This window comes from Pseudomonas sp. PDM24, assembly GCF_019218905.1.
Taxonomy (GTDB): Bacteria; Pseudomonadota; Gammaproteobacteria; order Pseudomonadales; family Pseudomonadaceae; genus Aquipseudomonas.
This window is the reverse complement of sequence record NZ_JAHUWR010000001.1, coordinates 527859-551004: the sequence shown is the minus strand read 5'-3', so window position 1 is coordinate 551004 and position 23146 is coordinate 527859. Positions and strand designations below refer to the sequence as shown.

Here is a 23146-nt window from a genome sequence, read left to right as displayed (position 1 = left end):
CAAGGGCTCTAAAAAACTGTCAACAAGCCCCCCAGGCAAATGCGTACTAATGCGTGCTAATTCTTTCCTTAGAGTCAGTCTCGCGTTTTTCATCCTTTGCAACGATCTCCGGAACCACATCCGGCAAGGGCTCCGGCGCGTATTGCAGCGCAATTTGCAGGACCTCGTCAATCCATTTAACTGGTTTAATCTGTAGATCTTGCTTGATATTGTCAGGAATTTCCTTCAGATCGCGTACGTTCTCTTCAGGAATGATCACCGTCTTGATTCCACCACGGTGAGCAGCCAGCAGTTTTTCTTTCAAACCACCAATCGCCAACACCTGCCCACGCAAGGTGATTTCGCCGGTCATGGCAACATCTGCGCGTACAGGAATGCCAGTCAATGCTGACACCAGGGCCGTGCACATACCTACACCGGCGCTAGGGCCATCTTTCGGCGTTGCCCCTTCAGGCATATGGATGTGGGTGTCGCGCTTCTCGTGGAAGTCCAGAGGAATCCCCAGGCTCTTCGCACGGCTGCGGACAACGGTCAGGGCTGCGGTGATCGATTCGACCATCACGTCACCCAGAGAACCGGTTTTGATCAACTGGCCTTTACCCGGCACGACCGCGGCTTCGATGGTCAGCAATTCGCCACCGACCTGAGTCCACGCCAAGCCTGTGACCTGACCGATCTGATCCTGCGACTCAGCCAGACCGTAGCGGAATTTACGCACGCCCAGGAAGTGCTCGAGCATGTCGGCAGTGACCTTCACCGAGAAGCGTTTTTCCATCGCATGCTCTTTGACCGCCTTGCGGCAAACCTTGGCAATCTGGCGCTCCAGCCCACGTACACCGGCTTCGCGGGTGTAGTAGCGGATGATGTCGCGGATCGCTTCGGCGTCGAATTCCAGCTCGCCTTTCTTCAGTCCATTGGCCGTAATCTGCTTCGGCGAAAGGTATTTGACAGCGATGTTGATCTTCTCGTCTTCGGTGTAACCCGGCAGACGAATCACTTCCATCCGGTCCAGCAGCGCCGGCGGAATGTTCATGGAGTTGGAGGTGCACAGGAACATCACATCGGACAGGTCGTAATCGACTTCCAGATAGTGATCGTTGAAGTTGTGGTTCTGCTCGGGATCGAGCACTTCCAGCAACGCCGACGCCGGATCGCCACGCATGTCGCTGCCCATTTTGTCGATTTCATCGAGCAGGAACAGCGGGTTGCGGACGCCCACCTTTGTCATTTTTTGAATCAATCTTCCTGGCATCGAACCGATATAAGTCCGGCGATGACCACGAATTTCCGCCTCATCGCGCACACCACCGAGGGCCATGCGTACGAATTTGCGGTTGGTGGCGTGAGCGATCGACTCCGCCAGAGAGGTTTTACCCACCCCGGGAGGACCGACCAGGCACAGCACCGGACCACGAATCTTCTTCACGCGCTTCTGCACGGCGAGGTATTCGAGGATCCGCTCTTTGACTTCTTCCAGACCATAGTGGTCGGCGTCGAGAATGTCTTCGGCACGAGCGAGGTCCAGACGCACCTTGCTCTGGGCCTTCCACGGCACTTGAACCAGCCAGTCGATATACGAACGCACCACCGTCGCTTCTGCGGACATTGGCGACATTTGCTTGAGCTTGTTCAGTTCGGCCTGAGCCTTGGCCAACGCGTCTTTCGGCAGGCCGGCGGCATCGATACGCTTCTTCAGCTCTTCGATTTCGTTGTGGCCTTCGTCGCTGTCGCCCAGTTCTTTCTGAATGGCCTTCATCTGCTCATTCAGGTAGTACTCGCGCTGGCTGCGCTCCATTTGCTTTTTAACGCGGCCGCGAATGCGTTTTTCGACTTGCAGCAGATCGATCTCGGCATCCAGCAACGCCAGAACGTGCTCGACCCGGGCCGACAAATCGATGATTTCGAGGATTTCCTGCTTCTGCTCGATTTTCAGGGCCATGTGCGCGGCCATGGTGTCAACCAGGCGGCCTGGCTCGTCGATGCTGTTAAGCGACGACAGGACTTCAGCGGGGACTTTCTTGCCCAGCTGCACATATTGTTCGAATTGAGCCAGCAGGCTGCGGACAAACACTTCCGACTCGCGCTCAGGCGCGTCGACTTCGTCGATCAGCGAAACTTCGGCACGGCAGTGGCCGTCGACTTCGCTGAAGCGCTCCACGGCGCCCCGCTGCTCGCCTTCGACAAGAACCTTGACCGTGCCGTCAGGCAGCTTGAGCAGCTGCAGAACGGTAGCGATGGTGCCTACGCGATAAAGTGCTTCTTCACCGGGATCGTCGTCAGCAGGATTTCGCTGAGCCAGCAGAAGGATCTGCTTGTCGCCCGTCATCGCTGCCTCGAGGGCTTCGATGGATTTCTCGCGCCCCACGAACAGCGGGATAACCATGTGCGGATAAACCACGACATCACGCAATGGCAGGAGAGGCAATTCGATGGTTGTCTTCATGATTTCGCCTCTACGGCGGCCATAAGGCCGTAAACAGATGGAAGTAAGCTTGAAACCAAGATGGGGGCTGTTTTCAAAAAAAACAAGCGGATAAAAAAACCACTTTAAAGATCGCCGCTTACGGTAGCGCCTGCGTGGGTCCGGATACATCCAAAAAGGTCGGATGTCATGCTGCCTTCGCAGCGGTTCGGCGATCCGACAAGCCAGCGCCCACAATAGCAAAGGGGCCCGAAGGCCCCTTCTTTATTTCAGCAGTGTGACGCTCAGGCGTCTGGCGCTGCCTTGGCAGCCGGCTCACTGTTTTCGTAGATATACAGTGGCTTGGACTTGCCTTCTATAACGCTTTCATCGATCACTACTTTACTCACCTCGGACTGCGAGGGGATTTCATACATAGTGTCGAGCAATACACCTTCGAGAATCGAACGCAGACCACGGGCACCGGTTTTGCGTTCCAGGGCACGTTTGGCGACCGATTTCAGCGCGTCAGCCCGGAATTCCAGGTCCACGCCTTCCATCTCGAACAGCTTGGCATACTGTTTGGTCAGAGCATTTTTCGGCTCGGTGAGAATCTGCATCAACGCAGCCTCATCAAGCTCGTCCAGCGTAGCAAGTACCGGCAGACGACCAACGAACTCCGGGATCAGACCGAACTTGACCAGATCGTCAGGCTCGACTTCACGCAGGGATTCACCGACTTTCTTTCCTTCTTCCTTGCTGCGCACTTCCGCGTTGAAACCAATGCCACCCTTGGTGGAACGGTTTTGAATAACCTTTTCCAGACCGGAGAACGCACCACCGCAGATGAACAGGATGTTACGGGTGTCGACCTGAAGGAATTCCTGCTGCGGATGCTTGCGACCACCTTGAGGTGGAACGGAAGCGACCGTACCTTCGATCAACTTGAGCAGGGCCTGCTGCACGCCTTCACCGGAAACGTCCCGAGTGATCGACGGGTTGTCAGATTTACGTGAGATCTTGTCGATCTCATCGATGTAGACGATACCCATCTGGGCTTTTTCTACATCGTAATCGCACTTCTGCAGCAGCTTCTGAATGATGTTCTCGACATCTTCACCTACATAACCCGCCTCGGTGAGGGTGGTTGCGTCGGCGATGGTGAACGGAACGTTCAGCAAGCGGGCCAGTGTTTCGGCAAGCAGGGTTTTACCCGAGCCTGTCGGGCCGATCAGCAAGATGTTGCTTTTGCCGAGTTCGACGTCGTCATTCTTTTTGTCACGCTGGTTCAAACGCTTGTAGTGGTTGTACACCGCTACGGCCAGAACCTTTTTCGCACGCTCCTGACCAATCACGTACTGATCAAGGATGCCGCTGATTTCTTTAGGCGAAGGCAATTTATGCGCGCTGCTTTCGGCCTGGGCTTCCTGCACCTCCTCACGGATGATGTCATTGCACAGGTCGACGCACTCGTCGCAGATAAAGACCGAGGGGCCGGCAATCAATTTGCGTACTTCATGCTGGCTTTTGCCACAGAAGGAGCAATAGAGCAGCTTGCCGTTGTCCTCGCCGTTGCGGGTGTCAGTCATTCGTTCGATCCAAATCCGATAGGCTTGCAACACAAGATGAAGGCTATTGCGGGCTTTTTCAAGCCCGCCGGTGATCAGACCAGCTGACCAACCCTATTTTGAGCTGCTTATTATTAAGCGGGGCGCTGGTTGATCACTTCATCGATCAACCCGTATTCACGCGCGGCTTCAGCGCTCATGAAATTATCGCGGTTGGTATCGCGCTCGATTTCTTCAAGAGTGCGCCCGCTATGCTTGGCCATCAGCGTGTTGAGACGCTCACGAATGAAGAGGATTTCCTTGGCATGGATTTCGATATCCGAAGCCTGGCCCTGGAAACCGCCCAGTGGCTGGTGAATCATCACACGCGAGTTCGGCAGGCAGTAACGCTTGCCCTGGGCACCGGCCGTCAGAAGAAACGCGCCCATGCTGCACGCCTGACCGATACAGGTGGTCGATACGTTTGGCTTGATGAACTGCATGGTGTCATAGATCGACATGCCCGCCGTCACCGAACCGCCCGGGGAGTTGATATAGAGATGGATGTCCTTGTCCGGGTTTTCCGCTTCAAGGAACAGCAGTTGCGCACAGATCAGGTTGGCCATGTAGTCCTCTACCGGACCAACCAGAAAAATCACTCGCTCCTTGAGAAGGCGCGAGTAGATGTCATAGGCGCGCTCGCCACGAGCAGACTGCTCGACAACCATCGGGACCAGGCCGCCTGCGGCCTGGATATCAGAGTTCTGCTGAATATAGGAATTACGGAACATGCTCTGCAGTCACTCCCAAATAGTTATGTCTTGAATACGCATAAGCCAGCACGAAGGCTGGCTTATGGTGTGTGCTTCTTACCGCAAAAACGATCAGTCGGCTTGTGGAGCTTCTACCGGCTTGACAGCTTCTTCGTAAGAGACCGATTTGTCGGTCACGCTAGCTTTCTGCAGAACAGTATCCACAACTTGTTCTTCCAGCACAACCGAACGGACTTCGTTCAGTTGCTGGTCGTTCTTGTAGTACCAGGACACAACCTGCTCAGGCTCCTGGTAAGCCGAAGCCATTTCCTGAATCATCTCGCGAACGCGGGCTTCGTCAGGCTTGAGGTCGAATTGCTTGACCACTTCAGCCACGATCAGACCCAGCACAACGCGGCGCTTGGCTTGCTCTTCGAACAGCTCGGCCGGCAGTTGGTCAGGCTTGATGTTGCCGCCGAACTGCTGAACAGCCTGCACGCGCAGACGGTCAACTTCGTTGGACAGCAGCGCCTTTGGCACTTCGATCGGGTTGGTGGCCAGCAGACCGTCCATAACCTGATTCTTGACCTTGGATTTGATCGCCTGACGCAGTTCGCGCTCCATGTTCTTGCGAACTTCGGTGCGGAAGCCTTCCAGACCGGTTTCCTTGATGCCGAATTGAGCGAAGAATTCTTCGGTCAGCTCTGGCAGTTTAGGCTCGGAAACGGTGTTCACGGTCACGGTGAACTCAGCGGCTTTGCCTGCCAGGTCGAGGTTCTGATAGTCCTCAGGGAAGGTCAGGTTCAGAACGCGCTCTTCGCCGGCTTTAGTGCCGACCAGACCGTCTTCGAAGCCTGGGATCATGCGGCCGGAACCCAGCACCAGCTGGGTGCCTTTGGCGGAACCGCCAGCGAACACTTCACCGTCGACCTTGCCGACGAAATCGATGTTCAGTTGATCTTCGTTCTGAGCAGCGCGATCGGCGACGTCGAAACGGGTGTTCTGCTTGCGCAGGATTTCCAGCATCTTGTCCAGATCGGCATCAGCCACGTCAGCGCTCAGGCGCTCGACAGCGATACCTTCGAAACCGGCAACGGTGAACTCCGGGAACACTTCGAATACGGCTACGTATTCCAGGTCCTTGCCTGCTTCCAGGGATTTAGGCTCGATCGAAGGCTGACCAGCCGGGTTCAGCTTCTGCTCAACCACAGCTTCGTAGAAAGAAGACTGGATTACGTCGCCTACAGCTTCCTGGCGAGCGTCAGCACCGAAACGGCGCTTGATTTCGCTCATTGGCACTTTGCCTGGACGGAAGCCAGCAATCTTGGCCTTTTGGGCGGTCTGCTGCAGACGCTTGTTGACCTGGCTCTCGATGCGCTCAGCCGGCACGGTGACGCTCATGCGGCGCTCAAGAGCAGTAGTATTTTCAACAGAAACTTGCATGGATATTCCTCGTTGCACAGACGTTAGCCGGCCGTTTCCGACCCCAGAATCAAGGGCATGCATTCTAGTGGGTCAAACTCAAGAAGTCACCCTACTGAAAACGGGTAAAAAAGCAGCAGGCAATTTATAGGCGGGGACAAACGGTTATGCCTCGCCCTGTTAGCAAATACAGCCAGTCATGCCAAGGCTCTGCACCAATCCTTCTATATATAGAAGGAATCGGCAATCCATCCCTGACAGCCGTCCCCGCGAGGGGATCGGCGGGCAAATCGCGCATCATCAAGAAACATAAATACGATGAAACGACCTGCCCCTGCGACCCACAACCTGCAGTCGTCGACACTCAAACAACTGAAACAAAAAAGGCGCCAGACTGTTAAATCTGGCGCCTTTCGAAATATGGGGTGGACGATGGGGATCGAACCCACGACAACGGGAGTCACAATCCCGTGCTCTACCAACTGAGCTACGCCCACCATATTGCATGACAAAGAAGCCAAACAACTTCTTTGCTGAGCCCCAACCAAGCCAAGCGGCAAGAGTGAAGCTTTATTTGGTGCGGATGAAGAGACTCGAACTCTTACGCCTCGCGGCGCTGGAACCTAAATCCAGTGTGTCTACCAATTCCACCACATCCGCGGATTGAAGCTGTTAAAGCAAAGGCGCCAGACTGTTAATCTGGCGCCTTTCGAAATATGGGGTGGACGATGGGGATCGAACCCACGACAACGGGAGTCACAATCCCGTGCTCTACCAACTGAGCTACGCCCACCATATCGCGTTACTTGTGCCAAAGTTGCCTAATGGCGCACCCGGCAGGACTCGAACCTGCGACCATCCGCTTAGAAGGCGGATGCTCTATCCAGCTGAGCTACGGGCGCCTTGTTAATCTGTACCCTTGAAGGACTACAAACTAAGTGCTTTTCAGCCTTGCGGAAGCGTAACTCCGCTCGACCTTCTCAACCAGTGCTAGGCTGTGCCCGACAAGTGCGACGAATAGTATAGAGCCCCCCAGAGGTCGTCAAATCCTTTTTAAAAAAAATTCATTTAATTAAAGGGGTTAGGGGAATTTGCAGACCAAGCGCCTTTGCCCTCACCTCATGACATGCGAGAATGCGCTCTCTTTTTTTCCCCTCTCGATGGTTAATCACGCGCAATGACTGCACAACTAATCGACGGCAAATCGATCGCCGCCAGCCTGCGCCAGCAGATCGCCAAACGAGTCGCCGAGCGTCGCCAGCAAGGTCTGCGCACGCCTGGCCTCGCGGTGATCCTGGTCGGCAGCGATCCTGCCTCTCAGGTTTATGTCTCGCACAAGCGTAAAGACTGTGAAGAGGTCGGCTTCCTTTCCCAAGCCTACGACCTGCCTGCCGAAACCACTCAAGAAGCACTGACCGATCTGATCGATCGCCTGAACGATGACCCGGCGATTGACGGCGTTCTGCTTCAACTGCCCTTACCTGAGCATCTGGACGCCTCCAAATTGCTGGAACGCATTCGTCCTGACAAGGATGTCGACGGTTTCCACCCTTATAACGTCGGCCGTCTGGCCCAGCGTATTCCGCTGCTGCGTCCGTGCACACCTAAAGGCATCATGACGCTGCTGGAAAGCACCGGTGCCGATCTATACGGAATGGACGCGGTCATTGTCGGGGCTTCCAACATTGTTGGTCGCCCGATGGCAATGGAACTGCTGCTGGCCGGTTGCACCGTGACCGTTACCCACCGCTTCACCAAGGATCTGGCGGGCCATGTCGGTCGCGCCGACCTGGTGGTGGTTGCCGCCGGCAAGCCGGGCCTGGTCAAAGGTGAGTGGATCAAGGAAGGCGCGATCGTGATCGACGTTGGCATCAATCGCCAGGAAGACGGCAAGCTGGTCGGTGACGTGATCTATGAAACCGCCCTGCCCCGCGCCGGCTGGATCACGCCGGTACCGGGTGGCGTTGGCCCTATGACCCGCGCCTGCCTGCTGGAAAACACGCTGTACGCCGCGGAAACACTGCACGGCTGAGTTCACGCTGGCTTGCAGCGCCGCATAAAGGAACCCCGCCAGTCGCGGGGTTCTTTTTGCCTGCAGAAAAAGCTCGACCATCCGCCGGAAAAGCCCGTTTTTATCAGGCGCCCAGGCACTTTCATCTGAACATCGAACAACCATCGACAGTTCTTCAGCCATACTCCTAAAATGCGTCGCTTTTTAAAGAAACAGCCCGTTACAAAACGGTATATCCACCCTTTATGAGTCCGCCAGCGTGAAAATCCGTCTTTCAATCCTGAGCCTGTTTTTTGCATTTACAGGGACTTTCACCACGCCAACGATCAACGCTGCAGAAACCACTGCCGCACCCCGAGACACTTCACAACTGAAGATCGCTTCCGGCAGTGTCTTGCTGATGGATATGCAAACCAACAAAGTGATCTATGCCAGCAACCCTGACGTCGTAGTGCCAATCGCATCCGTCAGCAAACTGATGACTGGCCTGGTGGTGGTAGAAGCCCGGCAGAACATGGACGAGTATCTTTCCATCAACATCAGCGACACCCCGGAAATGAAAGGCGTGTTTTCCCGGGTCAAACTCAAAAGCGAATTGCCACGCCGAGAAATGCTGCTGATTGCCCTGATGTCCTCGGAAAACCGTGCCGCTGCGAGTCTGGCCCATCACTATCCGGGCGGCTATGTCGCGTTCATTGCCGCCATGAACGCCAAAGCCAAAGCGCTGGGAATGACCAGCACCCACTTTGTCGAACCGACGGGCCTCTCTCCTCGCAATGTGTCCACCGCTCGCGATTTGAGCAAACTGCTGATCGCCGCACACAAGTACCCGCTGTTGACTCAATTGACCACCACCAAGGAAAAAACCGTTTCGTTCCGCAAACCCAACTACAGCTTGGGTTTCCGCAACACCGACCATTTGGTCAACAAGCCTAACTGGGACATCAAACTGACCAAAACCGGCTTTACCAACGCGGCCGGTCACTGCCTGGTGCTGGTGACCCACATGGGAGATCGGCCGATGGCGCTGGTGATTCTCGATGCCTTCGGCAAGTACACGCACTTTGCCGATGCCAGCCGGATTCGCAGCTGGGTCGAAACCGGCAAGAGCGCCAACGTGCCGTCCGTAGCCCTGCAGTACAAATCCGACAAGAATCTCAAGCATCGCCAAAGCGGTGTGGTTGAAGCATCGAAGTAAACTCGAAACGCCTCCAAACGAAAGCCCCTAATAAAAAGCCCCTAATATTCGGGGCTTTTTATTCGGGATTAATCATTGGGCAACGGCATCTGATCGTCATCCGGAATGCCGTCCCCCGCACTCGGGTCTTTCCAGCCTTGCGGATGTTTTGTGGTAACCACGGTCGGTCTGGCCAATGGGTCCCGTAACGGACTGTCCGGGTCCATCACCGGATCCAGATCCGCCTCGGGGGTTGTTGGAACACTGTCTGGAGGATCTGGACGTTTGTCGTCGAAGCTCGAATCGGTAGACATATGCACCTCTGACTAGGTCTTGGGTTTCAGATCGCCCAGTGGATCGTAAGGCTTCGCGGGAGCCTTCTTGCCCGCCTCACCCGGCTTTATATCCTTGGGCGCCTTGGCAGGGCCGATGGGATCGACCTGAGGATCGGCGAGGTCTGGAGAATCAGGGTCGAATCCCAACTCATTATCGGACGAATGCTCGGATGAGTGCGGGCCGACAGGGGTATTGGAATGAGCCATGGGCGCCTCCTGGTCACGACCCGGAAAGTAATCCGGGCCCTTTACATGAGAGGCCAATAACCCTGAGTGGTGCCCTGCAAGATGACGAACGGAAACTACTGCGCGCTCAACGCTTTTTTCGCCCGGGCCGCCGCCTGCTCTTGACCTGACTGGGCAAGATCGCTCGCCGCCTTCAGCCAGCGCTGCTGATCGACATTGGCCGGAATCTCGTCCGGCTTCTGAATCAATACGGCCCAGCCACCGGCATTCTCGAACGCCGATTCAAAGGCGCTGAACCCCATCAGCAACCGACGATCCATCCCGGCGCGCAGCAACACCGTCTGCTTCTGACGATTGTAACCGGCGAGAATGGCGTATCGCGGCTCCGCCCAGAACGCTGAGCCTTCAGTAAAGCGCACCATCACCGGGTAACCGGCCGCAACCTGGGCCAGCAGCGCCGGCAAATGGCTGTCAAGGGGATAGACCACCATCCCGTACTCACGGGCAAGATTCTGCATGTTCTGTTGCAATCGATCTTCGGCACCCGGCAAATGCAGGGGTTTGTCGAGCAACCCCGGGGTTATCACGATGCCCTGCCGGGACAGCAGACTAGCCAGCACCTGAGGCCCGCTTTGATAACTTTGCCCACGGTAGAACGTACCGCTGAGTTCGACCCGCTCCGGCAGACGCTTGATCTCAGGCGCCACGCTCCCCGCACAGCCAGCCAGGCCGGCAACGCAGCCAACGATCAGCACCAAAGATCGAATTCGAGAAAATACCCGCACCATTATCACTCTCTTGTTCAGACGCCAGGCAATCGCACAGCCGGCTTGGCCGTCGATCATAGGATGCCGCGCGACAGCGGTATAGCCTTAACCGGCAGTTGATAGCATTCGATAGAGCGAACTGGTTGGTGGCAGGCGACTTTTGGTCAATAGCCTGAAATACAGCAGCGGCTAGACTGTCTCTTACCAAGGACGAATGTGTGCCCGATGCAGGGCAAAGAGGAGGCACTGATGAGCCTGACAATGACCATTGTAATGTTGATCTCCGGCTGGCTGGCCGTGGCCGCCGCCATGCTGTGGGGCGTTTTGCGTATTACCCGCCGGCACCATCACCACCCGGTTCAATCGGCGCCTGTGGCGAACACCGATCAGCCGGCTGCCCACCCCGCCACCGCGCACTGACCGGCGCTTTTCGGTCGTTCAAACTAAAACGGCCGCCTGGACTCTTTCGAGTTCAGGCGGCCGTTTCATTTAACGAAGGTTACGCTTGAGCGGCGATGCGCTTCTGCCTGGCCCGACGCGACAGCATGTTCAAGCCTTCGATCGTGGCCGAGAACGCCATGGCCGCATAGACGTAGCCTTTCGGTACGTGGGCGCCAAAACCTTCGGCGATCAGCGTCATGCCAATCATGATCAGGAAGCCCAGCGCCAGCATCACCACCGTCGGGTTGTCGTTGATGAACTTGGCCAGAGGGTCAGCCGCCAGCAACATCACCAGTACCGACACCACCACCGCGATGATCATGATCGGCAAATGCTCGGTCATGCCGACGGCGGTAATGATGCTGTCGATGGAGAACACCATGTCCAGCATCAGGATCTGCCCAATCGCAGCAGCAAAACCCAGGGTCACAGTCGAGGTGGCCGAGGTCGGATCATCCGGCGCCGGGTCCATGCTGTGATGGATCTCGGTGGTCGCCTTCCACAACAGGAACAGGCCGCCGGCGATCAGGATCATGTCTTTCCAGGAGAACGCATGGCCGAGAATCTCGATCACCGGCTCCGTCAGCTGGACGATGAACGCGATGGTGCTCAACAGTGCCAGGCGCAGGATCAACGCCATGCCGATACCAATCCGTCGCGCCTTCTGGCGATGCTGTTCGGGCAGCTTGTTGGTGAGGATCGAGATAAAGATCAGGTTATCAATGCCGAGCACGATTTCCATCACCACCAGCGTGGCCAGGGCGACCCAGGCAGTGGGGCTTGCAGCAAGTTCTAAAAGGTATTCCATGGGTCAGTCCTGACTCGTTTGAACGGTTTAGATTTCCTGGGACGAAGAGTCGGTTTTGTCCGTCTCTTTGGCCTGTTGTTCTTTCTTGCTGATCAAACCGCCCGTGGCATCGCTGAGCGCTTGCTCGGCCGCTTTGTGGGTATCGTCAATCGCCTGTTTGGCGGTTTCGGCAGCCTTGCCCATCAATTGCTGAGCGCTTTTCTCGGCCTGGTCGCAACCAGCCAGCACCAGTAAAGACGTGATCAGCAGTGCCGTGGTTTTAAGCTTCATGATGCTTCCCTCGATAGAACAGACAGAACCGAAAAGGCGATCCGTCGATGGCGAAGCATTCTAAGGAAGCAAACACTTCAGGAAAATTCGTATTTTTAGCGGTTATACTTCGGTTTTAACGAATTCAGACAGTGTATGGCGTATACCCTACGGATGATGTGAACAACGGGATTTCACCGACATGCTTAATTACCGGCAGCTGCATTACTTCTGGGTCGTAGCCAAGACCGGCAGCATCGTGCGCGCCTGCGAGCAATTGAACCTGACGCCACAGACCATCAGCGGGCAGATTTCCCTGCTCGAGCAAACCTATGGCATCGAGTTGTTTCGAAGGGTCGGCCGACAGCTGGAACTCACCGAAGCCGGACGTCAGACGCTCCCTTACGCCGAGCAGATGTTCCAACTCGGTGGCGAACTGGAGTTGATGCTGCGGGCGCAGCCCAATGAGCAACAGATTCTGTTTCGGGTGGGCGTCGCCGATGTGGTGCCCAAATCCATCGTTTATCGCCTGATCGCACCGACCATGGAGTTGAGCGAGCCCCTGCGTATCACCTGTCGCGAAGACAAACTGGAACGTTTGCTTGCCGACCTGGCGATTCAACGCCTTGATCTGGTGATCTCCGACAGCCCGATGCCCTCGAATCTGGACATCAAAGGCTACAGCCAGAAGCTCGGCGAATGCGGCATCAGCTTCTTCGCCACCGCCGAACTGGCCGCGCGATATGGCCAGGACTTCCCTCATAGCCTGCACGGCGCCCCACTGCTGATTCCCGGACCGGAAACCGTGGTGCGCAGTCGCTTGCAACGCTGGTTTGCCGAACAGCAGATCCAGCCGCGGATCGTCGGCGAATTCGACGACAGTGCCCTGATGCAGGCCTTCGGCCAATCCGGCAGCGGGATATTCATCGGCCCGAGTGTGATTGCCGACGAAGTGAAACGCCAATGCGACGTGGAGTTGATCGGCCAGACCGACGCGGTGCGCGAGTCGTTCTACGCCATCTCAGTGGAACGCAAGGTCAAGCACCCCGGCATTGTCGCCATTACCGAAGGTGCCCGACGCGAGTTGTTTGTCGAGATGTGAGGCGTCAGGCGCAGATTTCGCGAGGTTTGAAGGTCATCAGCGCCATCGCCAACAGAATCGAGACCAAGATAAAACCGGCCGCCGCGAAACCCAGGCCACCCAGGCCCACACTGTCGATCACTCGCCCACCGACCATCGCGCCCAGACCGATTCCGAGGTTGGCCCCGGCAATGTTCAGCGATGCAGCAAAGGCCGGAGCTTCAGGCGCAGCCTTCATCAGGCGCACGTGGCTGACCAGGAACAGCGCGGCCTGAGTCACGCCCCAAATCCCCATCGCTGCCGCCAGACCAAGGGGTGAATGAATGTTCGGCACCAAGGCCACCATGCCGGCAATCATGAACGCACAAAACGTCACAGAAGCGATCAGCGGATGCCGATCCACCGCACGACCGCCCAACGAGTTGCCGATCAAGCCGACCGCGCCAAAGCCCATCAGGCACCAGCCGACCACCGTGCCGTTGAAACCGGCGAGCCGCTCAAGAATGTCCGCCAGGTAGGTGTACGCGGTGAACATGCCGCTGAACACCAGGATCGACAACAGCACATGCCCCAGCATCAACGGGCTGCGCAGAATTTTGAACTGCGAGCGAAAACTCACCTGATGCTGGTGCAGGTTGGTTTTCGGCAGGTAGATAAACAGCAGCAACGCCTTGGCAAACGCGATCACCGCCAGAATGCCGAAAGCACTGCGCCAGCCGAACGCATCGGAAATCAGCGTACCCACCGGAATGCCGAACACCGTGGCGCAGACGATACCGAAACCGATCTTGGCGATGGCCCGTCCGGCATAGTCCGGCCCGACGATGTCCACTGCAGTTTCACTGGCCAATGCCCAGAACACCGGCAGCCCCAGCGCCGGAATCAATCGCGCAATGGCCATCACCCCGATGTTCGGCGCCAGTGCCGCCAGCGTGTTGGCCAGGCCGAACATGATCAGCACGCTGATAAACAGTTTGCGCCGTTCAAACCTGGCGAAGTACGCCGTCAGGAACGGCCCGAAAGCGGCTACGGTAAAGGCGAACAGTGTCACCAGCAAACCCGCTTGAGGGATGCTGACGTCCAGATCACGGGCGATTGCCGGCAACAGCCCGACGATGATGAATTCCGTGGTCAGCACCGTAAAACCGGCGGCGGACAACAGAAGAATGGGCAACAGCATGCAGAACTCCAGGAAAACGACGACACCAGCGACAGCCCGAAGGCTCACTGGCAGAACTTGAAAATGAGGATGGCGAAGCTTAACAGAGTGTTTCCGGACGAGGTTGCACGAACCTGCAAATCGCGTTGAGTAATCGGGTGGCAGATCGTCACAGGTCTGAAGGATCACGGCTACGCTGTGATAAAGTCCGCGATCTGCAGTACGTACACCCTGTTCATCGGCCAATCATTGGCATTGATGTAGCGACCCTTCGGTTCCCTCCATGTGGCCTGCCCGGCTTTTTGCTGCATGAGCACAACCCTGCACCCTAATAAAATCAGAGATGCCGTTATGACCGCTTCATCCCCTTCTCTCTTGCAACGCCTGAAACGCAGCAGCCTGGTCACGCAAATCATCATCGGCCTGATCGCCGGGATTGCCCTGGCGTTGTTCGCGCCTGAGCTGGCCAAGTCCACTGCCTTCATTGGCAAAGTATTCGTCTCGGCGCTCAAGGCTGTCGCGCCGATTCTGGTGTTCGTGCTGGTCATGGCCTCGATTGCCAACCATAAGCACGGCCAGGAAACCCACATCCGGCCGATTCTGTTTCTGTACCTGCTGGGCACCTTCGCGGCGGCCGTGGTGGCGGTGATCGCCAGTACGCTGTTTCCGTCGAGCCTGGTGCTGTCGACCCAAGACGTTGCGGTGACCGCACCGGGGGGCATCAGCGAAGTGTTGCAGAGTCTGTTGCTCAGCGTGGTCGACAATCCGGTCAGTGCGCTGATGAACGCCAACTTCATCGGCATTCTGGCTTGGGCGATCGGCATGGGTGTTGCGATTCGCCATGCCGGCGAGACGACGCGCGAAGTACTGGGCGATCTGTCCAATGGCGTGACCTTGATCGTGCGTCTGGTGATTCGCTTTGCGCCATTGGGGATCTTCGGCCTGGTGGCTTCGACCCTCGCCACCTCCGGTTTCGGTGCCTTGATCGGTTACATGCATCTGCTGGCTGTGTTGTTGGGCTGCATGCTGTTCGTGGCGCTGGTGATGAACCCGGCCATCGTGTTCTGGAAGCTGCGTCGCAACCCGTATCCACTGGTATTCACCTGCCTGCGCGAGAGCGGCATCACCGCCTTCTTCACCCGTAGTTCGGCGGCGAATATTCCGGTCAACCTGGAGCTGAGCAAGCGTCTGGGCCTGCACGAAGATACCTATTCGGTGTCGATCCCGCTCGGCGCCACCATCAACATGGCCGGCGCTGCGATCACCATCACCGTGTTGACCCTGGCCGCCGTGCATACCCTGGGCATCGCCGTGGACATTCCGACGGCCATCCTGCTCAGCATCGTCGCGGCGATCTGTGCCTGTGGCGCCTCGGGCGTGGCCGGGGGTTCGCTGTTGCTGATTCCACTGGCGTGCAGCCTGTTCGGCATCCCGAGTGAAATCGCCATGCAGGTGGTGGCAGTCGGCTTCATCATCGGTGTGTTGCAGGACTCGGCGGAAACCGCGCTGAACTCCTCCACCGACGTGCTGTTCACCGCGGCGGCGTGCCCGGGTGAGGAGCAGAAGACCCAGAAAGCCCGGGAAGCCCAGCGTTTGGCGTAACAATGCACCTGTGGGAGCGGGCTTGCCGCGGAACCTGTGGGAGCGGGCTTGCTCGCGAAGACGGAGTGTCAGTCGACATCATCGTTGCCTGATACACCGCCTTCGCGAGCAAGCCCGCTCCCACATTTCGCCGACAAGCCTGGCTCTCGGCAAAACGAAAAAGCCCGCCAAGGCGTAAACCTTGGCGGGCTTTTTTGTATCTGGGCGGTTTAAAACGCGCCCATGTAATCGCGCTTGCCCACTTCCACGCCGTTGTGACGCAGCAGTGCGTAAGCGGTGGTCACGTGGAAGAAGAACTGCGGCAAACCATAGCTCAGCAGGTAAGCCTGGCCAGTGAAGCGCTTCTCTTTAGGCGTGCCTGGACGGGTAACGATCTCGATGCCTTCCTTGCCGTCGATCTGCTCGGGTTTGATCTCGCCGATGAAAGCCAGGACCTTGGCGATCAACGCTTGCAGTTCGGCGAAGGTGGTTTCGGTGTCGTCATATTTCGGCAGTTCGACTTCAGCCAGACGCGCCGAAACGCCTTTGGCGAAATCGACGGCGATCTGCACCTGGCGCACCAGCGGGAACATGTCCGGGTACAGACGGGCTTGCAGGAACGCGTTCGGATCAATGTTTTTCGCGGTAGCGTGGGCTTCGGCCTTGCTCAGGTTGTTGCTCAGGGCATTGAGCATTTGCTGGAAAACCGGAACGGAAGCGGCGTACAGGGAAATAGTCATGATGGTCTCGTGTGGTGACAGGAGTAAAAACGTGGAGCGATTATAGCCATGCCCGACCGCCCTGCGGCTTGTCTTTTATCCTGCAAGGATTAGGCTAGGCGGCTTCGACTGCATGCTTCGACTGCATAGGGAAAAGCGCGATGAGCACTGAGCAAGAAACGACCTCCGACGAACCGCGGCTCAACAGCACGGAAATCCGCATTCTGGGCTCGTTGATCGAGAAACAGGCCACCAGCCCGGAAACCTATCCGCTGACGCTCAATGCGCTGGTGATTGCCTGCAACCAGAAAACCAGCCGCGAACCAGTGATGAACCTCAGCCAGGGCCAGGTTGGCCAGAGCTTGCGCGTACTGGAAGGTCGCGGTTTTACCAGACTGGTAATGGGCAGCCGTGCCGACCGTTGGGAGCATCGGGTCGACAAGGCGCTGGAACTGGTGCCGGCGCAGGTGATTCTGACGGGGCTGTTGTTTCTGCGCGGCCCGCAGACGGTCAACGAACTGCTGACCCGCAGCGGCCGCATGCATGACTTCGAAGATGCCGAACAGGTAGTGCATCAACTGGAGCGCTTGATCGCCAGGGGTCTGGCGCTGTTGATCCCGCGTCAGGCTGGTCAGCGCGAAGACCGTTACATGCATGCACTGGGCGATCCGGCGGATATCGAAGCGATCCTGGCTGCCCGGCAAAATCCTGTGGAGCGTGGCACCAGTGGCGGTGTGTCGGTAGAGCGAATCGAAGAGCTTGAAGCGCGGATTGCGGCGCTGGAAGAGCGCTTGGCACGCCTCGAATAGACTGGTCGCGACATTCTGAATGTGGGAGCGGGCTTGCTCGCGAAGGCGGCGGCATATCTTGCATCAATATGACTGACAGACCGCTTTCGCGAGCAAGCCCGCTCCCACATTGGATCTTCAGTGATCACAAGAGTAATTAAGACAGCTGCTCCCACCGATGAGGCTACTCGCCGTCCCAATAATCCACGCCATCGGCCTGCCTGGCGACGGCGACGAAGCCCGAAGCATTGCCTTGGGCATCGACCTTGAAGTCGTCCATCACCACGTATTTTCCGGAATCCGGGTATTCGCAAATGTCCGGCGATTGCTGGCTGCTGACCGCCAGATAGCGCAATTCGCCGTTGCTGGTGTTGATGATCTGGTGCGCGGCTTCAGGACCACCCGCCGGGCAGGCAATCACATCACCAGCGCGGATCGGAAAGCGTTCGGCACCCAGGCGAATCTCCCCCTCCCCGGCCACGATGTAGAACATCTCCTCGTTGACCCGATGGTTATGAAAAGGACTGCCACGCATGCCTGGCTCCAGGGCATACAACCGATAACCCAGCTTTTGCGCGCCCAGTTGCTGGCCGATGCGTGCCAGGCGTTGCTGATAGCGGCCGGCAGCGTCTCCGGTGGGAGCAAACTCTTCGGGCAGCGGTAAAAGTTCGGCCTGATCCAGGTTGAGAATGGCGGGATGCATGAAAACCTCGGTCACGGTGGCTGGAAAGCAAGTCTTCGCTTGCTGGTGGCCAGTATAGGCGGGGATATTCGTGGGCAAGGCTAGGGCAGGCTGGAAACCGAATCGCGGCAATCGCGAGCAGGCTCGCTCCCACAGGTTCAGCGCTGATCCTCGGGCGGCGATCCGCCAGTCGCATTGCGGCAGGATGTGACTCCGCCTTCGCGAGCAAGCCCGCTCCCACAGGTGACCAAGTTGGTTCAGACTAATGCGGTCAAGTGTGGGAGCGGGCTTGCTCGCGAAAGGGCCGGGACATCCAACGAATATTTGGGAATGATCAGCTGCGGGCAAACGCCACGGCTTTCTGGAACTGCTCATCGGTCGGCCGCACACCGGTGTACAACACGAACTGTTCCAGTGCCTGGATCGCAATCACTTCCAGCCCGGTGATCACGCGCTTGCCTTCGGCACGACCGCGCACGATCAGCGGTGTTTCCGAGGGGATCGCCACCACATCGAAGACAGTTTCCGCCGCAGCGATAGCGTCAGGCTCAAACGCCAGTTGATCGGCCTCCGGCCCGCCAGTCATGCCGATGGGTGTGACGTTGATCAGCATTTGCGGGCGTTGAGCGCCCAACTCCGCCTGCCAGTGATAACCCAACGATTCAGCCAAGGCACGCCCGGCACGCTCGTTCCGGGCCACAATCAGGCCGTTTTTGTAGCCGCCATCGCGCAAGGCACTGGCCACAGCCTTGGCCATGCCGCCACTGCCGCGCAGGGCAAAGGTCGTATCCTTGGGCACCTGATGGGTTTCAAGCAACTGGGCAATGGCGATGTAATCGGTGTTGTAGGCCTTGAGGTGACCGTTGGTGTTGACGATAGTGTTGATCGATTGGATGGCCTCAGCCGATGCATCCAGCTCATCGACCAACGCAATACAGGCTTCCTTGAACGGCATCGACACCCCGCAACCCCGGATGCCCAAGGCGCGAATGCCGCCCACGGCGCCCGGCAAGTCCTGGCTGCTGAAGGCTTTGTAGTAGAAATTCAGGCCCAGTTGTTCGTACAGATGGTTATGAAACCGCAGGCCGAAATTGCCGGGACGCCCCGAGAGTGACATGCACAGCTGAGTGTCTCTGTTGGGGTTCATCTGCATTGGAATCTCCTTCAATAGCACTTTCGGATGGACGGGATTAGCCACTTCACCGGTTCTGATTGATCATAAAAGCCAGTCTGCACCTGGCACACAGCCGTAAAGAAGCCGGTACAGACCTTACACAAAATTTACCCAACGGCTGTGCTGATTTTCAAAAAAATGCTGTCTTAGAAGTATCCCCGCGACAACTTGTGTCTATTGCAGACGCGAGCGCCGGGTCGAAGAACCGAGGACTTATCATGATCCGTAAAATCCCCACAGTAGCCTTGCTGATCGGTGCTCTTGCTATCGCAGGGCAGGCAGAAGCAGGTGGTCATGGTCATGGCGGCTGGGAAGGTCCGGCTGTGTTTGGTGCGATCGTCGGCTCGGCAATCATTGGCTCAGCAATAATCGGCCGCGACCGTCCAGTGTATGTGGAGCAACCGATCTACGTTCAGCCACAACCGGTGTACGTGCAGCCACCGCCTGTTTATTACCAACCGGCGCCGGTTTACGTTCAACAACCGATGTACTACCGCCCGGCACCGATCTATTACGGTCCGCCACGCGGGTATGGTCCACCACGCGGCTATTACGGCCCTCCCCATGGTTATTATCGTGGCGACCGCTGGTAACACGCTCATCAGGCCCCGCTATAAAAGCGGGGCCTTTTTTGTGACCACTGGCCGGACGAAGTCTGAATAAATCTCGTCAAGGTCGCTGTCGGGACAGTACCGGCAGGTAAAGTTGGTCATATTTATGTCATGTCCGATCCGCAAGCTTGGATCTGTCCGTAAACAACAGGTTGATAAAAACAAGGACGACCTTCATGCCCACACAAAACCCGCATCGCATTGTCGGCTTGTGCACTTCCGGCAAGGTGTACAACGCACTGACCGAACTCAAACACCTGGAAGGCCATCGCAGCGCAAAATTCCTCTCGCTGCTGGCAGAAAACCTTGTGCGCAAAGGCCTGCTCAATGAGCAGGAAGTGGTGCATATGCTCGATCAAGTGGTGGATTGACCGCAGGACTCATTGGCATCAATGACGACTATCGAAAGCGTTGATTGTCCGTTCAAGCGTCCGATCCGTAAGGTAGCTCCATAGATTAATGGAGGTACTTATGGCTCAGGTTCAGATCATGTCCGTTATCGGCAGCGCCGTTCCCGCACAGCTCAGAGCGCGAGGATTGCTTGCCTGTTGGTATCTGGTGCAGGACGGCGAACCGATCAGCGGCCCGCTCACCTCGCTTCCCGCCGCCCAAGCCCTGTCACAACGTATCGACGCAGGCCAGCTCAGCGCTTAAGGCAGCTGAACCTTGGGCTTGGAATCGATGAAAATCGCCCAGCTCGACACGAACAGCGCCGCGATCAACGGCCCTATGACAAAACCGTTCAGGCCAAAAAGCGCGAGGCCGCCCAAGGTCGAGATAAGGATTAGGTAGTCCGGCATTTTGGTGTCCTTGCCCACCAGGATCGGTCGCAGAACGTTGTCCACCAGGCCGATCACGAACACTCCGAACAAGGTCAGCACCGTGGCCTGCCAGATCGCGCCGCTGAACAGGAAATACGCCGCCACCGGTATCCAGACGATCCCCGCCCCCACCGCCGGCAACAGCGACAGAAACGCCATCAACACCGCCCAGAGCAGCACGCTCGGGATGCCCAGAAACCAGAAAATAAAACCACCCAATGCCCCTTGCGTGATCGCTACCACCACATTGCCCTTCACCGTGGCCCGCACCACTCGATTGAACTTGAGTTGCAAACGACGTTTCTGGTTGTCTTCCAGCGGTATCGCCGCACGTACTTTACGTGCCAGTTCGGACCCGTCCCGCAGGAAGAAAAACAGCAGGTACAGCATGACGAAAAAGCTCACCACGAATTCGAACGTGCCCTGACCAAAGTTGAACGCCTTGGTCGCGACAAACTGGCTGCCTTGCATCGTACTCTTGATGATGTTCTCCCGAAGCCCACTCAGCTCCCCCATGCCGAAACGGTCGAGCAAGTACTGAACATAGGGCGGCAGACTTTGCTTGAACTGCAACACATACCCGGCGATGTCCAGTTCACCGCTTTCGATTCGGTTGTACAGCGCCGCACCTTCCTGAACCAGCAAGGTACTGATGGTGATTACCGGCAGGATCGCGATCACCACACAGAGACTCAAGGTGAACAGGGCCGTCAGGTTGCGTGGCCAGCCGAACCTCTGTTGCAACTGATGCTGCAAGGGTGAAAAAAGAATGCCGAGGATGACCGCCCAGAACACCGCGCCATAGAGCGGCAGCAGAATCCATATGAAGGCAATGCTCACCAGGGTCAGCAAGACCATCAGCGAGGTGTTTTGCAGCTTCGTTTCGTTCATGTCCGATCCATGTCAGTGCACAGGGGCGCCAACGCGCGTCTTGATGTTTAGTCCGCCACGGCTCGCGCGAGTGCCATCCGTTTTTCATCAAGCATAGATCCAGATCAATAAACCCCGCGGGCAAGCCGCTTACCCTTGCCGGCTTTTGCGATCGATACTGCCATGACCAGCACCATAACGCTCACGCCCCCGGAACTGCTCGCCCCCGCCGGCACCCTGAAAAACATGCGTTATGCCTTCGCCTATGGCGCCGACGCGGTGTACGCCGGCCAGCCGCGCTACAGCCTGCGGGTGCGCAACAACGAATTCGATCACACCAACCTCGCGCTCGGCATCGCCGAGGCCCAGGCTCAGGGCAAGCGTTTCTATGTGGTGGTGAACATCGCCCCGCACAACGCCAAGCTCAAGACATTCTTGAAGGACCTGGAACCGGTGATCGCCATGGCGCCGGACGCGCTGATCATGTCCGACCCGGGCCTGATCATGCTGGTGCGTCGGCACTTCCCGCAGATGCCGATCCACCTCTCAGTACAGGCCAACACGGTGAACTGGGCCAGCGTCGAGTTCTGGCAGCAACAGGGCTTGAGCCGGATCATTCTGTCCCGCGAACTGTCGCTGGAGGAGATCGCAGAAATCCGCCAGCAGGTCCCGGCGATGGAGCTGGAAGTGTTCGTCCACGGCGCGTTGTGCATGGCCTATTCCGGGCGCTGTCTGTTGTCGGGCTATATGAACAAGCGCGACGCCAATCAGGGCAGTTGCACCAACGCCTGTCGCTGGAAATACTCGGCGACACCGGCCAGCGAAAATCAGCTCGGCGAAATCGTTCAGCAGTTCCGCCCCGAACCGACCCTGGGCATCGGCGCGCCGACCGATCAAGTGTTCCTGCTGCAAGAAGCCAATCGCCCTGACGACCTGATGCCGGCATTCGAGGATGAACATGGCACCTACATCATGAATGCCAAGGACCTGCGCGCCGTGCAGCATGTCGAGCGCCTGACGCAGATGGGCGTGCATTCATTGAAGATCGAAGGCCGGACCAAATCGCACTTCTATTGCGCGCGTACCACCCAGGTGTATCGCCGCGCAATCGATGATGCGGTGGCTGGCCGAGCATTTGATCGCAGCTTGATGACCGATCTGGAATCCCTGGCCCAACGTGGTTATACCGAAGGTTTTCTGCGTCGGCATGTGCATGACGAATATCAGAACTACCAGAACGGCAGCTCGGTTTCAGAGCGCCAACAGTTCGTGGGCGAGCTGACTGGCGAACGCCGGGATCGGCTGGCCGAGGTGCGGGTAAAGAATCGCTTTGGTCTGGGCGATCACATGGAACTGATGACGCCCAAGGGTAATTTCCACTTCGACTTGCATCAGTTGCAGAACGTCAAAGGCGAGGCCGTTGAAGTGGCGCCGGGGGATGGGCACACGGTGTATTTGCCGATACCGGACGCGGTGGATCTGCGCTTTGGGTTGTTAATGCGCGATGTCAGCATGAGCTAGAAAACCTGAGCGACAAGCCCCCTGTAGGAGCGAGGCTTGCCCG

General features: G+C 57.3%; 24 protein-coding genes and 4 tRNA genes. 10 read left to right on the top strand and 18 right to left on the bottom strand.

Going from position 1 to position 23146, the window contains the following annotated elements:
• Positions 1–46 precede the first annotated feature (46 nt).
• The 8 genes from lon to KW837_RS02540 all read right to left on the bottom strand — a co-directional run bounded on the left by lon (position 47) and on the right by KW837_RS02540 (position 7024).
• Positions 47–2443 (bottom strand): endopeptidase La, encoded by a 2397-nt coding sequence (gene lon, locus KW837_RS02575; RefSeq protein WP_008073094.1) that lies wholly within the window; start codon positions 2441–2443, stop codon positions 47–49.
• Positions 2444–2706: 263 nt separating this feature from the next.
• Positions 2707–3990 (bottom strand): ATP-dependent Clp protease ATP-binding subunit ClpX, encoded by a 1284-nt coding sequence (gene clpX / locus KW837_RS02570; RefSeq protein WP_007946893.1) that lies wholly within the window; start codon positions 3988–3990, stop codon positions 2707–2709.
• Between the two features lie 113 nt (positions 3991–4103).
• Positions 4104–4739, bottom strand: a complete 636-nt coding sequence (clpP, locus tag KW837_RS02565) for an ATP-dependent Clp endopeptidase proteolytic subunit ClpP (protein WP_007901795.1) — start codon at positions 4737–4739, stop codon at positions 4104–4106.
• Positions 4740–4832: 93 nt separating this feature from the next.
• A complete protein-coding gene (gene tig / locus KW837_RS02560; protein WP_218394382.1) occupies positions 4833–6143 on the bottom strand; it encodes a trigger factor in 1311 nt (436 codons plus the stop codon).
• A gap of 400 nt (positions 6144–6543) precedes the next feature.
• Positions 6544–6619, bottom strand: a tRNA-His gene (locus tag KW837_RS02555).
• A 78-nt stretch (positions 6620–6697) separates the two neighbouring features.
• Positions 6698–6782: transfer RNA gene (locus KW837_RS02550), tRNA-Leu, on the bottom strand.
• Between the two features lie 57 nt (positions 6783–6839).
• Positions 6840–6915, bottom strand: a tRNA-His gene (locus tag KW837_RS02545).
• Positions 6916–6947: 32 nt separating this feature from the next.
• A tRNA-Arg gene (locus KW837_RS02540) sits at positions 6948–7024 on the bottom strand.
• Between the two features lie 275 nt (positions 7025–7299).
• Between KW837_RS02540 and folD the strand changes: the two genes are divergently transcribed.
• Positions 7300–8154 carry a bifunctional methylenetetrahydrofolate dehydrogenase/methenyltetrahydrofolate cyclohydrolase FolD gene (gene folD / locus KW837_RS02535; RefSeq protein WP_192342578.1) on the top strand — a complete coding sequence of 285 codons (855 nt, stop codon included), beginning with the start codon at positions 7300–7302 and terminating at the stop codon, positions 8152–8154.
• Between the two features lie 238 nt (positions 8155–8392).
• On the top strand, positions 8393–9331 hold the full coding sequence (gene pbpG / locus KW837_RS02530; protein ID WP_218394381.1) for a D-alanyl-D-alanine endopeptidase: 939 nt from the start codon (positions 8393–8395) through the stop codon (positions 9329–9331).
• A gap of 68 nt (positions 9332–9399) precedes the next feature.
• Here pbpG and KW837_RS02525 read toward each other — a convergent pair whose 3' ends face one another.
• The 3 genes from KW837_RS02525 to KW837_RS02515 form a co-directional block, all read right to left on the bottom strand.
• Positions 9400–9624 carry a hypothetical protein gene (locus KW837_RS02525; protein ID WP_218394380.1) on the bottom strand — a complete coding sequence of 75 codons (225 nt, stop codon included), beginning with the start codon at positions 9622–9624 and terminating at the stop codon, positions 9400–9402.
• A gap of 12 nt (positions 9625–9636) precedes the next feature.
• Entirely contained in the window at positions 9637–9852 is a 216-nt protein-coding gene (locus KW837_RS02520) for a DUF6021 family protein (RefSeq protein WP_123496536.1), read from the bottom strand.
• 95 nt (positions 9853–9947) lie between these two features.
• The gene (locus tag KW837_RS02515) at positions 9948–10676 is read right to left on the bottom strand and encodes a peptidase C39 family protein (RefSeq protein WP_218394379.1); all 729 of its coding nucleotides are present in this window, start codon (positions 10674–10676) and stop codon (positions 9948–9950) included.
• A 147-nt stretch (positions 10677–10823) separates the two neighbouring features.
• Here KW837_RS02515 and KW837_RS02510 point away from each other — a divergent pair, with 147 nt between their 5' ends.
• Complete coding sequence (locus tag KW837_RS02510; RefSeq protein ID WP_123496532.1) at positions 10824–11018, top strand: hypothetical protein; 195 nt, start codon at positions 10824–10826, stop codon at positions 11016–11018.
• A 79-nt stretch (positions 11019–11097) separates the two neighbouring features.
• Here the strand turns inward: KW837_RS02510 and KW837_RS02505 are convergent, their stop codons facing one another.
• Together KW837_RS02505 and KW837_RS02500 are read right to left on the bottom strand one after the other, a co-directional pair.
• Positions 11098–11847, bottom strand: a complete 750-nt coding sequence (locus KW837_RS02505) for a TerC family protein (protein WP_123496530.1) — start codon at positions 11845–11847, stop codon at positions 11098–11100.
• 27 nt (positions 11848–11874) lie between these two features.
• Entirely contained in the window at positions 11875–12117 is a 243-nt protein-coding gene (locus KW837_RS02500) for a hypothetical protein (RefSeq protein ID WP_218394378.1), read from the bottom strand.
• A 181-nt stretch (positions 12118–12298) separates the two neighbouring features.
• Here KW837_RS02500 and nhaR point away from each other — a divergent pair, with 181 nt between their 5' ends.
• Positions 12299–13198, top strand: coding sequence for a transcriptional activator NhaR (gene nhaR / locus KW837_RS02495; RefSeq protein ID WP_123496526.1), 900 nt, complete (start codon positions 12299–12301; stop codon positions 13196–13198).
• A gap of 4 nt (positions 13199–13202) precedes the next feature.
• Here nhaR and KW837_RS02490 read toward each other — a convergent pair whose 3' ends face one another.
• Positions 13203–14357, bottom strand: a complete 1155-nt coding sequence (locus KW837_RS02490) for an MFS transporter (RefSeq protein WP_123496524.1) — start codon at positions 14355–14357, stop codon at positions 13203–13205.
• A gap of 330 nt (positions 14358–14687) precedes the next feature.
• Between KW837_RS02490 and sstT the strand changes: the two genes are divergently transcribed.
• Positions 14688–15938: a serine/threonine transporter SstT gene (sstT, locus tag KW837_RS02485; RefSeq protein WP_218394377.1), complete on the top strand. Its 1251-nt coding sequence runs from the start codon at positions 14688–14690 to the stop codon at positions 15936–15938.
• A gap of 209 nt (positions 15939–16147) precedes the next feature.
• Here the strand turns inward: sstT and KW837_RS02480 are convergent, their stop codons facing one another.
• Positions 16148–16657, bottom strand: coding sequence for a DUF1993 family protein (locus tag KW837_RS02480; RefSeq protein ID WP_007901777.1), 510 nt, complete (start codon positions 16655–16657; stop codon positions 16148–16150).
• A gap of 140 nt (positions 16658–16797) precedes the next feature.
• Here KW837_RS02480 and KW837_RS02475 point away from each other — a divergent pair, with 140 nt between their 5' ends.
• Positions 16798–17445, top strand: coding sequence for a YceH family protein (locus KW837_RS02475; protein WP_095053105.1), 648 nt, complete (start codon positions 16798–16800; stop codon positions 17443–17445).
• Positions 17446–17608: 163 nt separating this feature from the next.
• Here KW837_RS02475 and KW837_RS02470 read toward each other — a convergent pair whose 3' ends face one another.
• The gene (locus KW837_RS02470) at positions 17609–18127 is read right to left on the bottom strand and encodes a cupin domain-containing protein (RefSeq protein WP_007901772.1); all 519 of its coding nucleotides are present in this window, start codon (positions 18125–18127) and stop codon (positions 17609–17611) included.
• A 313-nt stretch (positions 18128–18440) separates the two neighbouring features.
• On the bottom strand, positions 18441–19259 hold the full coding sequence (locus KW837_RS02465; protein ID WP_218394376.1) for a shikimate 5-dehydrogenase: 819 nt from the start codon (positions 19257–19259) through the stop codon (positions 18441–18443).
• 239 nt (positions 19260–19498) lie between these two features.
• On the opposite strand from KW837_RS02465, the gene KW837_RS02460 reads away from it, so the two are divergent.
• From KW837_RS02460 to KW837_RS02450, 3 genes are all read left to right on the top strand, one after another.
• Positions 19499–19873 (top strand): hypothetical protein, encoded by a 375-nt coding sequence (locus KW837_RS02460; RefSeq protein ID WP_218394375.1) that lies wholly within the window; start codon positions 19499–19501, stop codon positions 19871–19873.
• A gap of 194 nt (positions 19874–20067) precedes the next feature.
• A complete protein-coding gene (locus tag KW837_RS02455; protein WP_030131554.1) occupies positions 20068–20262 on the top strand; it encodes a hypothetical protein in 195 nt (64 codons plus the stop codon).
• Positions 20263–20362: 100 nt separating this feature from the next.
• Entirely contained in the window at positions 20363–20545 is a 183-nt protein-coding gene (locus tag KW837_RS02450; protein ID WP_192342567.1) for a hypothetical protein, read from the top strand.
• On the opposite strand, the gene KW837_RS02445 is transcribed toward KW837_RS02450, so the two are convergent.
• Positions 20542–21603 (bottom strand): AI-2E family transporter, encoded by a 1062-nt coding sequence (locus KW837_RS02445; protein WP_218394374.1) that lies wholly within the window; start codon positions 21601–21603, stop codon positions 20542–20544. The genes KW837_RS02450 and KW837_RS02445 overlap by 4 nt on opposite strands.
• A gap of 162 nt (positions 21604–21765) precedes the next feature.
• Between KW837_RS02445 and yegQ the strand changes: the two genes are divergently transcribed.
• Positions 21766–23103, top strand: coding sequence for a tRNA 5-hydroxyuridine modification protein YegQ (gene yegQ / locus KW837_RS02440; RefSeq protein ID WP_218394373.1), 1338 nt, complete (start codon positions 21766–21768; stop codon positions 23101–23103).
• Positions 23104–23146: the final 43 nt, after the last annotated feature.

What these genes read in the sequence shown, in the direction of transcription:
- lon (WP_008073094.1), bottom strand. Translation starts at nt 2,443, where the DNA reads ATGAAGACAACCATCGAATTGCCTCTCCTGCCATTGCGTGATGTCGTG.
- KW837_RS02505 (WP_123496530.1), bottom strand. Translation starts at nt 11,847, where the DNA reads ATGGAATACCTTTTAGAACTTGCTGCAAGCCCCACTGCCTGGGTCGCC.
- clpP (WP_007901795.1), bottom strand. Translation starts at nt 4,739, where the DNA reads ATGTTCCGTAATTCCTATATTCAGCAGAACTCTGATATCCAGGCCGCA.
- clpX (WP_007946893.1), bottom strand. Translation starts at nt 3,990, where the DNA reads ATGACTGACACCCGCAACGGCGAGGACAACGGCAAGCTGCTCTATTGC.
- KW837_RS02470 (WP_007901772.1), bottom strand. Translation starts at nt 18,127, where the DNA reads ATGCATCCCGCCATTCTCAACCTGGATCAGGCCGAACTTTTACCGCTG.
- KW837_RS02520 (WP_123496536.1), bottom strand. Translation starts at nt 9,852, where the DNA reads ATGGCTCATTCCAATACCCCTGTCGGCCCGCACTCATCCGAGCATTCG.
- KW837_RS02510 (WP_123496532.1), top strand. Translation starts at nt 10,824, where the DNA reads ATGCAGGGCAAAGAGGAGGCACTGATGAGCCTGACAATGACCATTGTA.
- KW837_RS02445 (WP_218394374.1), bottom strand. Translation starts at nt 21,603, where the DNA reads ATGAACGAAACGAAGCTGCAAAACACCTCGCTGATGGTCTTGCTGACC.
- KW837_RS02515 (WP_218394379.1), bottom strand. Translation starts at nt 10,676, where the DNA reads ATGATCGACGGCCAAGCCGGCTGTGCGATTGCCTGGCGTCTGAACAAG.
- KW837_RS02480 (WP_007901777.1), bottom strand. Translation starts at nt 16,657, where the DNA reads ATGACTATTTCCCTGTACGCCGCTTCCGTTCCGGTTTTCCAGCAAATG.
- KW837_RS02500 (WP_218394378.1), bottom strand. Translation starts at nt 12,117, where the DNA reads ATGAAGCTTAAAACCACGGCACTGCTGATCACGTCTTTACTGGTGCTG.
- sstT (WP_218394377.1), top strand. Translation starts at nt 14,688, where the DNA reads ATGACCGCTTCATCCCCTTCTCTCTTGCAACGCCTGAAACGCAGCAGC.
- KW837_RS02490 (WP_123496524.1), bottom strand. Translation starts at nt 14,357, where the DNA reads ATGCTGTTGCCCATTCTTCTGTTGTCCGCCGCCGGTTTTACGGTGCTG.
- yegQ (WP_218394373.1), top strand. Translation starts at nt 21,766, where the DNA reads ATGACCAGCACCATAACGCTCACGCCCCCGGAACTGCTCGCCCCCGCC.
- nhaR (WP_123496526.1), top strand. Translation starts at nt 12,299, where the DNA reads ATGCTTAATTACCGGCAGCTGCATTACTTCTGGGTCGTAGCCAAGACC.
- KW837_RS02475 (WP_095053105.1), top strand. Translation starts at nt 16,798, where the DNA reads ATGAGCACTGAGCAAGAAACGACCTCCGACGAACCGCGGCTCAACAGC.
- KW837_RS02455 (WP_030131554.1), top strand. Translation starts at nt 20,068, where the DNA reads ATGCCCACACAAAACCCGCATCGCATTGTCGGCTTGTGCACTTCCGGC.
- KW837_RS02450 (WP_192342567.1), top strand. Translation starts at nt 20,363, where the DNA reads ATGGCTCAGGTTCAGATCATGTCCGTTATCGGCAGCGCCGTTCCCGCA.
- KW837_RS02460 (WP_218394375.1), top strand. Translation starts at nt 19,499, where the DNA reads ATGATCCGTAAAATCCCCACAGTAGCCTTGCTGATCGGTGCTCTTGCT.
- KW837_RS02465 (WP_218394376.1), bottom strand. Translation starts at nt 19,259, where the DNA reads ATGCAGATGAACCCCAACAGAGACACTCAGCTGTGCATGTCACTCTCG.
- tig (WP_218394382.1), bottom strand. Translation starts at nt 6,143, where the DNA reads ATGCAAGTTTCTGTTGAAAATACTACTGCTCTTGAGCGCCGCATGAGC.
- folD (WP_192342578.1), top strand. Translation starts at nt 7,300, where the DNA reads ATGACTGCACAACTAATCGACGGCAAATCGATCGCCGCCAGCCTGCGC.
- KW837_RS02525 (WP_218394380.1), bottom strand. Translation starts at nt 9,624, where the DNA reads ATGTCTACCGATTCGAGCTTCGACGACAAACGTCCAGATCCTCCAGAC.